The sequence below is a fragment of the Vibrio sp. B1FLJ16 genome (assembly GCF_905175385.1).
In the GTDB taxonomy this organism is placed as follows: domain Bacteria; phylum Pseudomonadota; class Gammaproteobacteria; order Enterobacterales; family Vibrionaceae; genus Vibrio.
This window is the reverse complement of sequence record NZ_HG992750.1, coordinates 832,705-847,051: the sequence shown is the minus strand read 5'-3', so window position 1 is coordinate 847,051 and position 14,347 is coordinate 832,705. Positions and strand designations below refer to the sequence as shown.

12 protein-coding genes are annotated in these 14,347 nt (G+C 45.2%); 5 read left to right on the top strand and 7 right to left on the bottom strand.

Annotation, left to right across the window (positions count from 1 at the left end; genetic code table 11):
* Positions 1–113 precede the first annotated feature (113 nt).
* The 4 genes from KHN79_RS17825 to KHN79_RS17810 form a co-directional block, all read right to left on the bottom strand.
* Positions 114–1,076, bottom strand: a complete 963-nt coding sequence (locus KHN79_RS17825) for a glycosyl transferase family protein (RefSeq protein WP_182009371.1) — start codon at positions 1,074–1,076, stop codon at positions 114–116.
* On the bottom strand, positions 1,073–1,960 hold the full coding sequence (cobA, locus tag KHN79_RS17820) for a uroporphyrinogen-III C-methyltransferase (protein WP_182009372.1): 888 nt from the start codon (positions 1,958–1,960) through the stop codon (positions 1,073–1,075). The genes KHN79_RS17825 and cobA overlap by 4 nt, the downstream gene beginning before the upstream one ends.
* 29 nt (positions 1,961–1,989) lie before the next feature.
* Positions 1,990–4,605 carry a nitrate reductase gene (locus KHN79_RS17815; RefSeq protein WP_182009373.1) on the bottom strand — a complete coding sequence of 872 codons (2,616 nt, stop codon included), beginning with the start codon at positions 4,603–4,605 and terminating at the stop codon, positions 1,990–1,992.
* A gap of 813 nt (positions 4,606–5,418) precedes the next feature.
* Positions 5,419–6,348: an SRPBCC family protein gene (locus tag KHN79_RS17810; RefSeq protein WP_182009374.1), complete on the bottom strand. Its 930-nt coding sequence runs from the start codon at positions 6,346–6,348 to the stop codon at positions 5,419–5,421.
* 333 nt (positions 6,349–6,681) lie between these two features.
* Here KHN79_RS17810 and KHN79_RS17805 point away from each other — a divergent pair, with 333 nt between their 5' ends.
* Both KHN79_RS17805 and KHN79_RS17800 read left to right on the top strand, forming a co-directional pair.
* A complete protein-coding gene (locus tag KHN79_RS17805) occupies positions 6,682–7,143 on the top strand; it encodes a hypothetical protein (RefSeq protein ID WP_182009412.1) in 462 nt (153 codons plus the stop codon).
* Between the two features lie 77 nt (positions 7,144–7,220).
* Positions 7,221–7,694, top strand: coding sequence for a copper chaperone PCu(A)C (locus KHN79_RS17800; RefSeq protein WP_182009375.1), 474 nt, complete (start codon positions 7,221–7,223; stop codon positions 7,692–7,694).
* A 95-nt stretch (positions 7,695–7,789) separates the two neighbouring features.
* Here KHN79_RS17800 and yegD read toward each other — a convergent pair whose 3' ends face one another.
* From yegD to KHN79_RS17785, 3 genes are all read right to left on the bottom strand, one after another.
* Positions 7,790–9,142, bottom strand: coding sequence for a molecular chaperone (yegD, locus tag KHN79_RS17795; RefSeq protein WP_182009376.1), 1,353 nt, complete (start codon positions 9,140–9,142; stop codon positions 7,790–7,792).
* Between the two features lie 70 nt (positions 9,143–9,212).
* Positions 9,213–9,839 carry a hypothetical protein gene (locus KHN79_RS17790; protein WP_182009377.1) on the bottom strand — a complete coding sequence of 209 codons (627 nt, stop codon included), beginning with the start codon at positions 9,837–9,839 and terminating at the stop codon, positions 9,213–9,215.
* Positions 9,840–10,092: 253 nt separating this feature from the next.
* Entirely contained in the window at positions 10,093–10,413 is a 321-nt protein-coding gene (locus KHN79_RS17785; protein ID WP_182009378.1) for a DOPA 4,5-dioxygenase family protein, read from the bottom strand.
* A gap of 651 nt (positions 10,414–11,064) precedes the next feature.
* Between KHN79_RS17785 and pdhA the strand changes: the two genes are divergently transcribed.
* From pdhA to KHN79_RS17770, 3 genes are read left to right on the top strand one after another with little or no spacing between them, the layout of a single operon-like run.
* Positions 11,065–12,159 carry a pyruvate dehydrogenase (acetyl-transferring) E1 component subunit alpha gene (gene pdhA / locus KHN79_RS17780; protein WP_182009413.1) on the top strand — a complete coding sequence of 365 codons (1,095 nt, stop codon included), beginning with the start codon at positions 11,065–11,067 and terminating at the stop codon, positions 12,157–12,159.
* Positions 12,152–13,135, top strand: coding sequence for an alpha-ketoacid dehydrogenase subunit beta (locus KHN79_RS17775; RefSeq protein WP_182009379.1), 984 nt, complete (start codon positions 12,152–12,154; stop codon positions 13,133–13,135). Before pdhA ends, KHN79_RS17775 begins: the two co-directional genes overlap by 8 nt.
* The gene (locus tag KHN79_RS17770; RefSeq protein WP_182009380.1) at positions 13,132–14,292 is read left to right on the top strand and encodes a dihydrolipoamide acetyltransferase family protein; all 1,161 of its coding nucleotides are present in this window, start codon (positions 13,132–13,134) and stop codon (positions 14,290–14,292) included. The genes KHN79_RS17775 and KHN79_RS17770 overlap by 4 nt, the downstream gene beginning before the upstream one ends.
* Positions 14,293–14,347: the final 55 nt, after the last annotated feature.

Genomic DNA, 14,347 nt, shown 5'->3' with positions numbered 1-14,347 from the left:
ATTTTAAAAACGGGTTTACCTTGCGGGATACTAAGCAGTCACAACAACTCCGCAAACTACTGTAAACAATAGATAATGGTTTCTGGTTTAACAATATAAATACAAAAGTTTAGTTAGACTTGGTTTTCACCGTTTACATGCCCCAACCAATAAGAAAACGCTCGTTCATACGCTTTTTCCCGATCTTGCATCTCGGAAAACAGCACCGCAGTCATGGTTGCAATAACGGTATTGGCCATCTGCGTTAAGTCTTCTTTCGCCGTGTCAAAAGGACAAGAGTCTGGAATCGGCACTTCCGACAGCATCTGTTCAGTCCAGTAGTGTGAAGTAACACCACTTGTTTGACTGAGCCATACCGTTTGGCTTACTTTAGGGTTATATTCCGATTCACCGGATTGCCCTTTAAATGACACCACAGCGTGACGTGTCTGGCCAATTTCATGCTCTACTTCAGCGTGAAGCTGCTGGAATCCGGGATGGAAACTGCCTCGAATTCCGACGGTTGCCTGGCCGGGGTTTAGAGCCCGTACGACAGTATTTATCGGAGTTCTCAACCCGTAACGGTTTTTCCAACTGATCATCTTTTCTGCCTGAGGTGCAAATGCACTTAAAGGCAGGTAAACAATATTCTGTGTTTCCAGAACGCCCTTAGCCTCTTCTGCAGATTGAGCTTTAACAATTCCGAACTTTTCAAGATAGTCTTCTGCGTGCCAGCGTCCAGACTGGCGGTCATGATAACCATGCATCAGAACTTTGTGTCCATTGTCGGCCATAATCTTGGCAGCTAAAAGATGCCAAGGCTGGCCCGCGGCTTTGCGCTTTCCTGCGTAGCATGGCCAGTCAATGTCAGCGCCTATCGCAGGCATACGTGACTGGAATGCTTTAACAAAACCGGCGATCTCTTGCTGTGTCTCGTTCTGTACACGAATCAGCATCAATAGCATTGCCATTTGGTCATCATCGAACTCATTATTCAGATATTCATCCATAACCCGATAGGCTTGTTCAAAACTAAGCGGTTTTCTGCCGCGCTCACCACGGCCGACCGTTCTGATACATTCTTGAATGCTGCTCATATTCCCTCGTATTCTGCAACTGACTCTACAGTGTCTAACAACGCTTCCCGTAGTTTTACCACTTCTCCCATCACAATCAATGCCGGGCTGACACCTTTTAGTCTAGTTGCCAGTTCTTTGAGCTGATTCAGTTGTGTTACGTGAACTTTTTGCTGTGGACTACAACCATGTGTAATAACTGCAACAGGGAAATCTTCTTGTAATCCGGAACTTATTAATCCTGACTGAATCTCAGACGATTTCTCTAACCCCATATAGAACACCAACGTTTGACCACTTCGCATTAGCTGACTCCACGCATCAAATGCGCCAGTCACAACTTGCCCGGTGACAAAGGTTACGCTGCGAGAAACACCTCTGTGAGTAAGAGGGATCAAGCTGTTTGCTGAGCAACCAATAGCGGCTGTGATACCGGGGACCACTTCATAGGGAACAGAATGCTTAACTAGCTCTAAGGCTTCTTCACCGCCTCGACCAAAGACAAACGGATCACCACCTTTCAATCGTACTACTCTTTTCCCTTGCTTGGCGAGTTCTACTATTAAGCTGCAAATTTCAGTTTGATCGATACTCGGCTGGCCGCAACGTTTACCAACGTATATCCAGTCCGCATGCGGTGAAGCCAATTGCAGAATGTCTTTGTTCACCAGTCGGTCGTAAAGAAGCACCTCTGCAGACATAATGGCTTTTACCGCCTTAACAGTCAGCAGATCCGGATCGTGCGGCCCGGCACCGACGATAGACACAAATCCAGTACGTTCTCCGCTGTTTTTCTCCTGCTTCTCAGCCATCAAAGCTTTCATTGTCGTCATTTGATGATCGGAAAATCCAGCAGAGTCTGATTTCTGTCCACTTTTGAACCAGTGTTGATAAGGCGCTTCCATATGCTTACCCTCTTTATATATTTAAATAACTACTTAGTGTTCAATTCCAGTGACTGTTTGTGTGAGCTCACCATCTGTTTGATTTGCGACACGCAAGACCCGCAGTTCGTGCCACATTTCAATTTGTTTTGTAGTTGCGTTAGTGAAGTACAATCATGCTTGTCCATCGCTTGCTGAATTTGTCTGTCAGTGACTCGAAAACAACTACAAACCAGTTTTGCGCTTGTTTGCCCCTGAGTAATCGTTAGCAACTTTGAAAGCTCCATTGGTTTACCAACCAAAGAGGTAAGGTTGCTATAGTCGGTTTGAATCGGTTCGTTAGAGACCATTAATAGAGAACGAATAATTTGAACGTCTCCCAACAAGTCATAATCAACCGCTAACCAGCCTTGAGAGATGTCCATAATGATTCTCCTGCTTTTGTCTTTGCGACAAAAATTCTGCTTATGCGGCCATTTATCGTAAGCAAAACGCCAGATACCCAGATTATTTTCCGCTTGAAAGGCACTATAAAGAAACGTCTCTGAGTCAAACTGCGTGCCGATGAACAGCCCATAAGCTTTGACATTTGCCTCTTGAACATCAACAACGGCAGACTTGAATGCCGGCTGTCCGGATATCGGGTCTGTCACACTGTTTACAATCGCGTTAACTGAACTTTCACCGCCATAACGGCCTGCCCAGTGCATCGACATAAACAGCTCCTGATAGCCGAGTCCGTCATCAATCGCGGCTTTAGCGTAAATCGCATTTTGGTTACTTGGTTGAATAAGTTTGATTAGCTGACCGGCTTTGATCCGGTTCTGAGTCGCAGAAAGTGAGTTCATATAAACGGTGGGTTCAACTTCAGAAGCAGCGAGATGAGCTATATGCCCGGTGCGTGTCATGGTATGCCACTGATCACGTTGTCGCCCTGTATTCAGCCACCAACCTTTTGTACGTTCCAATCTGGCTCGAGATTCTGTGGTAACAACAAAACGCGCTTTACCATCCGGATGGGAAAAGACACCGTCTGAGAATGGACGCTCCCCACCCCACTGTACCGGTATCCACTCGTCATATTCTTGCTCACTCATCGATGCATACTCCGATAAGTCGAGCTTCAGCATTGAATCACCGTTTATGCTTGTCATTGCAGCATATTCGCAGAACACTTCGTGCTCATTACGAAACGTAAATCCGCTCTGCCCTTCCTGTAACTCACATAGCGCGTTACCAACCTGGTTGATCGCCCACCAGTCTGATTTTGCTTCCCCTGGAGGTGGCTGAAACTGGCGCTGACGCGACATTCTTCGCTCAGAGTTGGTCACCATACCTTGCTTCTCCCCCCAGCCAGCGGCTGGCAGTAACAAGTCTGCGTACTGAGCAACGTCCGAGTCCGAAGTTATATCAGACACAATTACAAATGGACAAATTTCTAACGCTCGTTTTATCAAATGATTCTCTGGTAAAGAAACCACTGGATTGGTTGCCATTATCCAAAGTACTTTAATGTCGCCCCTCTCGACAGCCTGAAATAGTTCAACGGCTTTTAAACCGGGCTGAGACGCAATTTCCGGAGAGTTCCAAAACGCTTGTACTTGCTGAATGGACTCTTGATCAAAACCGCGGTGAATCGCGAGCTGGTTCGCTAATCCTCCAACTTCTCTTCCGCCCATCGCATTCGGCTGACCAGTAATGGAAAAAGGCCCGCAACCTGCTTTGCCGATTTTTCCGGAGGCGAGATGTGCGTTGATGATAGCATTACCTTTATCGACTCCATTCTCGGCCTGATTAACACCTTGGCAAAACAAGGTAATAGCCGTAGGACTTTGTACGAACCAATGGTAAAAAGTACGTAATGTTTCTGGATCGACATCCAATGTAGATGCTAATTCTGTGACATCGTAACGCTTACTACTTACTTCGTTGGCGAGTTCATCAAATCCTTCAGTGTGTGATTGAATGTAATTCGAATCTAAACACTGTTGATCTATTAAGAACTTAAGTAATCCGTTAAACAGAGAAACATCACCATCGTTCTTAATTGCCAGGTGCAAATCTGCTTGCTGAGCCGTCACTGTCTCTCTAGGGTCGATAACCACAAGCTTTAAGTTAGGGTTGTTTTCTCGTGCTTGCTGAATTCGGCGAAACAACACTGGATGCGTCCAGGCCGTGTTCGCCCCACAGATAATTAGCAGATCCGTATCATCAATATCGTCATAGTTAACTGGTACCACATCTTCACCAAACGCACGGATATGAGCAGCCACTGCGGACGACATGCACAAACGAGAGTTGGTATCAATATTCGCACTACCGATATACCCCTTCATCAGCTTATTCGCCAAGTAGTAATCCTCAGTCAATAGTTGTCCTGATACATACATCGCTATGGAGTCCGGCCCAAAGGCAGTTTTTGCCTGATGGATCTTGCCAGCAATTAAATCGATCGCTTGCTGCCAGTTAACTTCTTTTCCAAGATGTTTGGGGTAAAGCAATCTTGACGGCATTTGAAGGCTCTCTGCTAATGCCACTCCCTTTACACACAAAGACCCAGCATTTGCGGGATGACATTTATCACCAACGATCTCTTTGGAATTAACTTCTACCCCACATCCAACTCCACAATATGGACAAGTGGTTTTTTTGCATCCTCGCGACATCATGCCTCCTGCTGATTTTTATCGTTCGAACTAACAAGCAAAAAAAAAACCTCTCCCGAACCGAGAGAGGCTGCACTGCCTTAAAACGCTGTTAGTACATTTATAACAAAAGTAATACCCTAACCCGCATCTCCGCCTGCTTAGGAGAGCGGTGCATCGAGTTAACGATGAACTCTTTCTAGATTGCAATCAGGATGCCAACATTTATTTTATCGAAATAACAACAAGTTATAATTTTTGTTACTTTTACAGCTCTTTTTGTCGCACTAATTAAGTGCAAACGAGATTCGTTTTCGTGCAGAAAGGGATAGTAAAAACACAATTTCGCTATTACCCGAGTCTCTTCGTATAAGTGGCTTACACCTAGACTGTTGATTCGGAGCTCTAAGCGCGTGTTACGGTGGTGGGTACAACGAGTTTTAAGTAGAGAAGATAATATTTGGTAGGGGTTTCAGGGGAATACCTTATTAAGGTTCAAGGTAATTCCCTGAATTTTGCTCTGTTTTCAAAGTAGAACCTAAACGTTCTACATCTCAATCAGATCAGAGTGAAAACAGCCGCCATCATGATTACTGAGGCGATACAAGTACGGCCAATAATACCGAAGTGCGAAGGTTGAATCATTTCATTGTGCATAGACATCTCCTGGTTACAGTATGAAAGCCGTTTGTTAACGACTTAATAACACTATGTCTAATACAGGAATTTTTAGCAACTCAGATAAACATTAAATATTTATTACAGTCGTTTGTACTTTTCAATAAACACACCCAAAGAGTGATATGCATCACTAAATTCTTATTCCTCAGCCACTCACTTTTTAAAAAGAATCACTTCTGTGCGTAAATCCGCTTGCTCTGTATCGTCAGAATTGTTCAAGTAGCGCTCGATTCCCAATGGTTTACTCTTCACTTTAACTCGACCGTGACGGGTTAGGTTCATTGCCATTGCCCAAGCGTTACCCAAAAACTGATACTCTCCCCTATGTTCGACAACAAAGGTATCGCATTCATCTATGGTTCCTGAAACAAATCCCTGGGGAACAGCAACGTCACTATCTACAGGCAGGCAAGTGATAAATTCAAACTTACCGTTTTTCATATCCATAGAGAGGTAATAACAAAACTGTGCGCCGTTCACTGACAAACTTTCTTTTGTAGCCCAGTTGTTTAACTGACTTAGATGACCACTCATTATGGTCCCCAGTTCCGGGATTGTTCCAGAACCGTGAATCCCCATATAACGGATTGTTGGTTGTTTTCGATGGCCGATCTCAACAAGCTTAGACAATACTTGTCCCGTTTCTAATTTGCTTTTGAGCATTCTTAAACCACGATCAAAGTCCATTCCGATCATTGACTTAAATAAGTTTTTCGCAAAAAACAGATACCAAGGAACAGCCGAGCTCATTTTCCATTCGACCAAGCAACCGCCCTCATAGGGCGTCACTATAAACATTACTTTTCCGTGACTTTTCATCGGACGGAAAAAATGCAGCTCCATATCCAAACGGTGTTCTTGAGTACTCTCTAACACCACAGAACCAGAGCCAATCAGCTTGCCATCCCACTCATACGCACCGCCTACATGTCCTTGTTCCCCGTGATAATTGAGTTCACAATCAGGCTCAAGAATTACCCAAGGTGACCACTCTGGCCAGTTCTTAAAATTCTTAAGGTAGTCTACGATCTCTCTTTGAGATTTTTCTATTTCAATACTTCTGCTTACCAAATACGAAAGCATATGGAGCTCCTTGAATTTCAACTGCGCCATAAAGCGATTTTTGATTCAGAACCACCAGCTCATCGAATCGATGCCGCATCTGTAAATCAAGCCATTCTCGCTTAAACCTGCATCTTGGGATGCTTTGCTATAAATAAAGTGTACTTTAAAGTTCGTTTTTTACGTCACAGCGGGTTGGAAACCTAGTTCCAAGTAGTTTCGAAATGGTACTGATTCATGCAAGAAGCCAACACAAATAAATTACACTTCTATCACTCTTTATAAATCTTGCAGTTACATTCAAAAGGTTATTTGTTAGTATCCTGTGCCGGAGCAAGCCAGATGCCAGACCGTATGCAAATCACTTATCTACAGTACAGAAAACAACGCGTAGCCGCTTTTGTGGTCATCTTCGCGGTGTTGTTTCAACTGTACCTTGCCTCCACTGCGGTTTTGAATCCTACACAAATACACAACAGTAACTGGCTTAGCGAAGCGCAAGGCGAAAGAGTGTTGCTGTGTACTGCTGACGGTTTTAAATGGGTCGACATCAACACACTTGTTGCAGCGAACAAACACACATCTTCAGAATTTGTTAATAGTCTTCATCTGCATGATGACTTCCATTTTGAATGTCCTTTGCTTCAAGCAGTGCAGTTTTTCTTGCTGTGCTCTACTGGACTACTTCTGGCAACTATCTATTGGTTACGCCGGATAAAACACGCGAAGATTCTATATCACTTTACTCAATGCAGAAGGCTGGTATATAAACATCTCGCGCCTAAGCATTCTCCACCCAGCATTTTTCCGGCCTAAGGCTTAGTAAAAATAACAATACCCCCTATCCAGTACTGACAAGGGGAAATCATTACTATCAAAAGGAAAAATACAAAATGCTTAAACAGTTTAAGAACCTTGCTATCACTCTTATTGCCATCATTGCGAGTCCAGTCAGCCTTGCTCACGAATATGAAGCGGGAAAAATCCACATCGATCACCCATGGAGTCGTGAAGCGCCACCTAATGCTCCGGTTATTGGTGGATTCCTTCAGCTGAATAACCACGGCGATAAAGAAGATGCATTAATTGCAGCAGAAAGCCCTATCTCGGGACACATCGAACTTCACAATCATATTATGAAAGATGGCGTGATGAAGATGGTGAAGGTAAATGAGATTTCAGTTCCGGCGAATGGCAGTGTGGCACTTGAACCAGGCAGCTTTCATTTGATGATTTTCAACCCGACAAAGACTTTAAAACAAGGCGATCGCTTCCCTGTGACGTTGACGTTTAAAAACGCGGGTAAAGTAGAAGTCGATATGGCGGTAGAGAACAAAGGACATATGCAAAAGCACATGAGCCATTAAGCACAGTTCGAACCCAACGGAAAAGCCCGACCTATTGGTCGGGCTTTTTTAGTTTAGTTACACAGATTTCATAGTGACAACGTCACCAAGTAAAGCTACTTAAAACAGACCTCTGCCCAGCGGGCTAAACCAGCTGTAACTGAGCCGAAGTAGTTACCACTGACCACAGGTATATTCGGAAGTACTGTCTGCACCGCATCACGTAAGATTGGCGAGCGAGCCGAACCACCTGTCATAAAGATTGCATCCGGTTTAACACCGGCCTGCTCGACTGCTTCGGTAACCAAAGCCGTCATTTTATCTTTCGGTGACTGAATGGCTTCAATCATATCATCCCGCTGCACATCAACTTCGATGAGCTCGGACAACAGATTAATACCAGCGCGGTAGGAAGCCTGTTCGGAGAGCGCTACTTTTGCCTCTTCAGCGCGTCGCACAATGTTGTAGCCCAACGATTCATGATAAACCTCTAGTAAGCGAACGAGCTTAGCAGGTTCTTGTGCCTGTTTATGTAACAGTTTTAACGCTGCCAGATTTTCACGTGAGTAAAAGTCATTCTGAGCTTCAACATTGTTGATCGCAATTGGATTCCAGAACTGAGTGGTAGGCATAACAATGCCTGATTCCATTTTACTTTCCATCCCAAACGGAAACATAAGCTGCTTGAATGCCAGTGCAATATCTAAATCGTTACCGCCAACACGCTGACCACTGTGTGAAAGTAAACTATCGGTTCTGTCTGCTTTACCAGCCCATGACGGTCCCATCTGAATCAACGAACAGTCCGTCGTACCACCACCGATATCGACAACCAAAATGGTCTTATCTTCTGTCAGTGTCGCTTCGTATTCCAATCCTGCTGCTACAGGCTCAAATTGAAACTCGATGTTTTTAAAACCCGCACGTTTCGCCGCTTTTAGTAAGATCCCTTCGGCCTGAATATTGGCTTTTTCTCCGCCACGGCCGTGAAAGTTAATTGGGCGTCCAATTACCGCGTCGGTAATGGTTTGCTGAGCGTCATTTTCTGCTTGTGACTTGATGTTATCCATCATGGCGCAGACCAAATCTTCAAAGAAGGCTAACTGGACATCACGCAAGCCAGACGCACCTAAGAATGACTTAGGCGATTTTACATAGTAAATATCACGAGGATCTTCTAAATACCGGCTCAGTGCTGCCTGACCAAAATCGATGTCTTCAGGCTCCAGATCGATGCTCTCTTCACGATTCAGATTTATCGCGCGACGAAGCACTTGTTCGCCAACCTGATCTAACGGTTTGATGTCTCGATGACGAAACAGATGTTCAGACACTGACTCACGAGTCGGAGCTGCAAGTGTGGAGGGAATATAAGGGTTACTCTCTTCAAGCTTGAGCAAAACAGGCTCGCCTGATTCCATTTTTGCCACTGAACAGTTTGCAGTGCCATAGTCAAAGCCGATAAACATATATCCTCCACTGACGAAAAAGGTCGGCAATGCTAACTCAACAAGGGATGAATTGCTACTGTGGAGAGCTTTAATCTTTTATTTGAGGCTCCTTTCTCTTTGAGGGTAAGGCGACGACAACCACAAGAGCCAGAAACAAGAAGACCGGACTAAGCTTCAACCCTTGCCAGATGGAATAGCTGTCGTGAAAGAGCCAAAAAATACTTATCGTCAGCAAATATGCAAAATAACTACAAAAGATTAAGCTTATCGCGGCAAAGCGAATTCGATTCATAACCAAAAGACGAACCAAGTATTGGCTCAAGAGACCAGCGCAGTGCATAGCTAGTTGCCAATTGATCACAAAAAATGCCAAAGCCACGAAACCAGACAGCAACATGACATCATAAGAAGTCACAATGAAATAGCTGCCAAACCGGCTAATGAGAAATGAATAGTCTCCCTCAAATACTGTTGACCATGAAATCGCATTAGCCGCGGCGACAAAGTTAGCGAAATAGGCAATCGCATAGAAGGTAGTCTGGGAACTAAATGGCTCAAATACATGAGAGCGGTAACCTTGCCACTCTTCTAGATTTTCTGTGGGTCCAACCCAACTCTGCTCTTCGCTGAGCACAGGATCTTCAAATACTGGACTGTTACTATACAGCAACCAAAAAATAGTCAGTGCAAGTACGACTAAGAGTATTGTAAGCATACCCTTCCCTCTCTCATTATGTCGACGCTACTGCTATGCCTAAATCAACGCCAGATGCGTGATTATTTAATTGAAAAGTCACCTAAGGCTCTAAGTAGGTGTAGCACAAAGCTATTAGGAATGCTCTGGAAAGGGATTAAAGAAACGTAGTGGAGAGCAGAACCCAGGTCAGCTTTACCGACCTGGGCTCCGGTTAAGATATAGTGATAATTACCGGTCTTCAGTACTCGAAAAACCAATTTGTTCGGTAGTCCTAGTGCCCCAACTTTTCTTCAAATACACCTAACTCTCTTCCGAGCCAAATAGCATGGTCGGTGTAATCAAGCACTTCTTGCTCACTGACTGGCCGAATAAGTACAGAAAAATCGCCGCGAATGACATCTAACCAGGCGATAAATTCTTCGCTGAGTGACTCAAGGTGAATCTCAAACATTGGCATCTTGTGCGGTCCCTGCAATCTGCCAACTAACGGAGATACACGAAGGACATCCTGGCGTTCTTGACGAATGATTTCATTTAACGCTTGTGCTTTATCTTGCTGTCGCAATGGAAAGTAAACGTGGGCGCGATACATAATTTCTCCATAATGCGCTCGGCTATACCTCGATTAACCCCAAACAACCGCGAGTTCAATAGGTACAGCTATCTAAATAATCCTTTTACCTGCTCACGCAAGTGGCTGGAATAAAAATGACTTCTGTGCAAAGCACACTACCTTGATTCCGTTCTATTGGGAAGAATTTCTCTGTTTCCTCCAACACTACAACCATCGGGATTTAATAATAATGGTTTAGTTTGTTAAATTTTACAGCCCAATTTTGTCGTAAATAGCAAATGATTTTTAGTGATTACCTTCAACTTTTAAAACCCTGAAAATCAAAAACCAGCATATAACTCTGCATAACTGGGGTGTAAGCAAAACTTTACTGTTGGGAAATTGTTAAAATAAAGCATATTTTAACATCCTGTTTACACTTAATGAGTCTGGTGATGCCAGTATTTAAACAAAAGGTTAGGTGTTCAGTAGCGCTAATGTTTACGCCTTGTGTTTCATCCAAACACAGCTTTGTTAACGGAATAAACGTCTGAAAGAGTAAGAACAGTCATTAACAAACGTAACCTTAACCTTTTACGCTGATATCAAAGTTTGAGTACCCATACAAACTTTGGTTTGATAATGAACAGCTGCAGTCCAAAAGACCCGCAGCGTCAAAAGGAGCTTGAGATGAACGTTCAGGCATTACCCATGCATCGGTTTATCGACCATCATGGTAACCTAGTCGGCCAATTACCCAACTGGGCTGACATCGAAACACTGGTCGGTTTTTACCGTGATATGGTATTAACCCGTACCTACGATAACAAAGCCGTTGCTCTGCAACGCACAGGTAAATTAGGGACTTATCCTTCTCATCTTGGCTCTGAAGCTATTGGGATCGCTGTCGGTCGTGCGTTAGAAGCCGACGATGTTTTCGTACCTTATTATCGCGATATGCCCGCAATGTGGTGCCGTGGCATTGGTATGGAAAAGAACCTTCAATACTGGGGTGGTGATGAACGCGGTAGCGACTTCTCACCAGAAGGCAGCCCTATCCCAAGCCGGGATTTACCATTTTGTGTACCTATCGCGACTCAGTGCACGCATGCCGTAGGCGTGGCTTCTGCACTTAAGATAAAAGGAAATCATGACGCTGCCTTAGTCATGTGTGGAGACGGCGGTACATCCAAAGGTGATTTCCTGGAATCCATTAACTGTGCTGGCGCGTGGAACATTCCTCTGGTATTTGTCGTCAATAACAACCAATGGGCGATTTCCGTCCCGCGCAGCCTGCAATGCGCCGCAGAATTTTTATCAGAAAAGGCCAAAGGTGCAGGTATCCCTGGAATTACCGTCGATGGCAATGACATCGTGGCTGTTTACGATGCCACCATGACCGCACTTGAACGTGCACGAAAAGGTAAGGGCGCGACGCTAATTGAAGCCGTTAGCTATCGTTTGAGTGACCACACAACGGCAGACGACGCCACACGCTACCGTAACGCAGATGATGTACAAACCGCATGGCAATTTGAACCTGTCGCTCGCCTCAAAGCCTTTTTAATCAGCCAGAACGCGTGGAGTGAAGAGCAGGAAGAGCAATGGCTTGAAGAATGTAAGGAACAAGTTGAGTTAGCGGTAAAACGCTACTTGAAGATGCCGGATCAGGCTCCGGAATCCGGATTTGATTATCTTTATGAGTCTCTTCCTCAAGAGTTGCACTCACAAAGAGATGAACTCATCAACAAAGCAATGCGTATGCAGGGAGGCAAACATGGCTGAACTTACCTTAGTTGAAGCAGTAAACCTCGCGCTGCATTATGAAATGGAACACGACCCAAACGTCGTAGCACTTGGCGAGGACATAGGTGAAAACGGCGGTGTTTTCCGTGCCACAGTGGGGTTAAAGCAAAAGTACGGGGTAAAACGAGTCATAGATACTCCATTGGCAGAGGCCTTAATAGGCGGTGTTGCCGTTGGTATGGCAACACAGGGGCTACGTCCAGTAGCCGAGTTCCAGTTCCAGGGCTTCGTATTTCCTGCAATGGAACATCTAATGTGCCATGCAGCGCGAATGAGAAATCGTACTCGTGGCCGCCTTACCTGCCCGGCTGTTTTCCGAGCCCCATTTGGCGGTGGTATTCATGCTCCTGAACATCACTCAGAAAGTGTCGAAGCACTTTTTGCGCATACACCGGGACTTAAAGTGGTCGTCCCTTCCTCACCTCAACGCGCGTACGGTCTGCTACTCGCTGCGATTCGCAGTAATGATCCCGTGATGTTCTTTGAACCAAAAAGAATCTACCGCACAGTCAAATCTGAAGTCACCGATAACGGTGTAGCCTTGCCACTAGACACCTGTTTTACTTTACGTAAAGGCCGGGACATCACATTAGTCACTTGGGGAGCTTGCGTAGTCGAATCTTTACAAGCTGCTCAGACATTATCAAAACAAGGTATTGAAGTAGAAGTGCTTGATTTAGCCAGTATCAAGCCGATTGATACCACAACCATCTTCCGTTCATTAGAGAAAACCGGACGCCTGCTCGTGGTTCACGAAGCAAGTAAAACCTGTGGTGTGGGCTCAGAGCTTTTAGCCCGTACCGCAGAGCACGCCATGTGTTTGTTGAAAGCCCCACCAAAACGGGTGACCGGAATGGATACCATCATGCCTTACTATCGTAATGAAGATTATTTTATGGTTCAGGAAGAAGACATTGTGAGCGCCGCGCGTGAGCTCGTGGAGGATTGGAAATGAAGACATTTAACTTACCCGACCTCGGCGAAGGTCTCGCTGAGTCCGAAATCGTAAAATGGCACGTGAATGTCGGTGACATGGTAGAACTGGATCAAGTGATCCTGACCGTAGAAACAGCGAAGGCAACAGTCGATGTTCCCGCTCCTTACTCTGGCAGAATTGTTAGTCGTCATGGCGAAGAAGGCGATATTGTCAACATCGGTGTCTTGTTACTCGAAATTGATGAGAGCGGCGCAGAACGACAAACCTCTGAGAAACAAGCCGTTGAGAAAAGAGAAACCGCTGATGCCGCTACTGTTGTTGGTAACGTATCCCAGCAAGCCCAAAACGTTAACGTAGATGACTTTTGGGTAGGCAGCAGTGACGGAGCGTCTAACAATAGCCTAATCACGGCTCTGCCCTCTGCCCGCTTACTCGCGAAAAAACTCGGTGTTGATTTAAATGCGGTGACCGGTAGCGGAGCAAATGGTCTGATCATGGATTCTGACATCTATGATGAAGCAGGCAAGCAACGTCCGGGAACAGAAGTCCTTAAGGGCGCCCGTCGAACCATGTTTTCAGCTATGGCGGAGTCACACACAAACGTCGCTGCGGTTACTATTACCGAAGAAGCCATGTTGGAAACCTGGGCCCCCGAAGAAGACATCAGTATCCGACTGGTTCAGGCCATTGTTCATGCTTGTCAGGAAGAGCCCGCACTTAATGCCTGGTTTGATGCCGAAACCATGACCCGTTGTGTGCATACCACTGTCAATCTTGGCGTTGCCGTCGACAGTCGTCATGGTTTGTACGTTCCGGTTCTGCGTCATGCTGATGAATATGAGCCAAAAGATGTTCGCCGTTGGCTCGATCAAACGGTAGGAGGCATTCGCGACCGGAAAATCAATCGCGAGGATCTGCAACATGCGACTATTACCCTATCTAACTTCGGCGCGATTGGCGGCATATTCGCAACACCTGTCGTTTCACCGCCTCAGGTCGCGATTGTAGGTGCAGGCCGCATCATAGAGCGAGTAGTGATACGAAACGGAGAAGCAGTCGCAGTAAAAGTGATGCCATTATCGATTACTTTTGACCACCGAGCATGTACTGGTGGAGAAGCAGCGAGGTTTACCAAAGTATTAGCTGAACATTTGCAAAGAGCGAGTGGTCAATAATTGAGATATAGAAATAGTAAAAGGCTTCCGAACTGGAAGCCTTTTCGTTTCTCTG

Bases quoted from the DNA above. Each gene is read 5' to 3' on its own strand.
- KHN79_RS17810 (WP_182009374.1), bottom strand. From the start codon at position 6,348: ATGCTTTCGTATTTGGTAAGCAGAAGTATTGAAATAGAAAAATCTCAA.
- KHN79_RS17800 (WP_182009375.1), top strand. From the start codon at position 7,221: ATGCTTAAACAGTTTAAGAACCTTGCTATCACTCTTATTGCCATCATT.
- KHN79_RS17825 (WP_182009371.1), bottom strand. From the start codon at position 1,076: ATGAGCAGCATTCAAGAATGTATCAGAACGGTCGGCCGTGGTGAGCGC.
- KHN79_RS17775 (WP_182009379.1), top strand. From the start codon at position 12,152: ATGGCTGAACTTACCTTAGTTGAAGCAGTAAACCTCGCGCTGCATTAT.
- pdhA (WP_182009413.1), top strand. From the start codon at position 11,065: ATGAACGTTCAGGCATTACCCATGCATCGGTTTATCGACCATCATGGT.
- yegD (WP_182009376.1), bottom strand. From the start codon at position 9,142: ATGTTTATCGGCTTTGACTATGGCACTGCAAACTGTTCAGTGGCAAAA.
- KHN79_RS17770 (WP_182009380.1), top strand. From the start codon at position 13,132: ATGAAGACATTTAACTTACCCGACCTCGGCGAAGGTCTCGCTGAGTCC.
- KHN79_RS17790 (WP_182009377.1), bottom strand. From the start codon at position 9,839: ATGCTTACAATACTCTTAGTCGTACTTGCACTGACTATTTTTTGGTTG.
- KHN79_RS17805 (WP_182009412.1), top strand. From the start codon at position 6,682: ATGCAAATCACTTATCTACAGTACAGAAAACAACGCGTAGCCGCTTTT.
- KHN79_RS17785 (WP_182009378.1), bottom strand. From the start codon at position 10,413: ATGTATCGCGCCCACGTTTACTTTCCATTGCGACAGCAAGATAAAGCA.
- KHN79_RS17815 (WP_182009373.1), bottom strand. From the start codon at position 4,605: ATGTCGCGAGGATGCAAAAAAACCACTTGTCCATATTGTGGAGTTGGA.
- cobA (WP_182009372.1), bottom strand. From the start codon at position 1,960: ATGGAAGCGCCTTATCAACACTGGTTCAAAAGTGGACAGAAATCAGAC.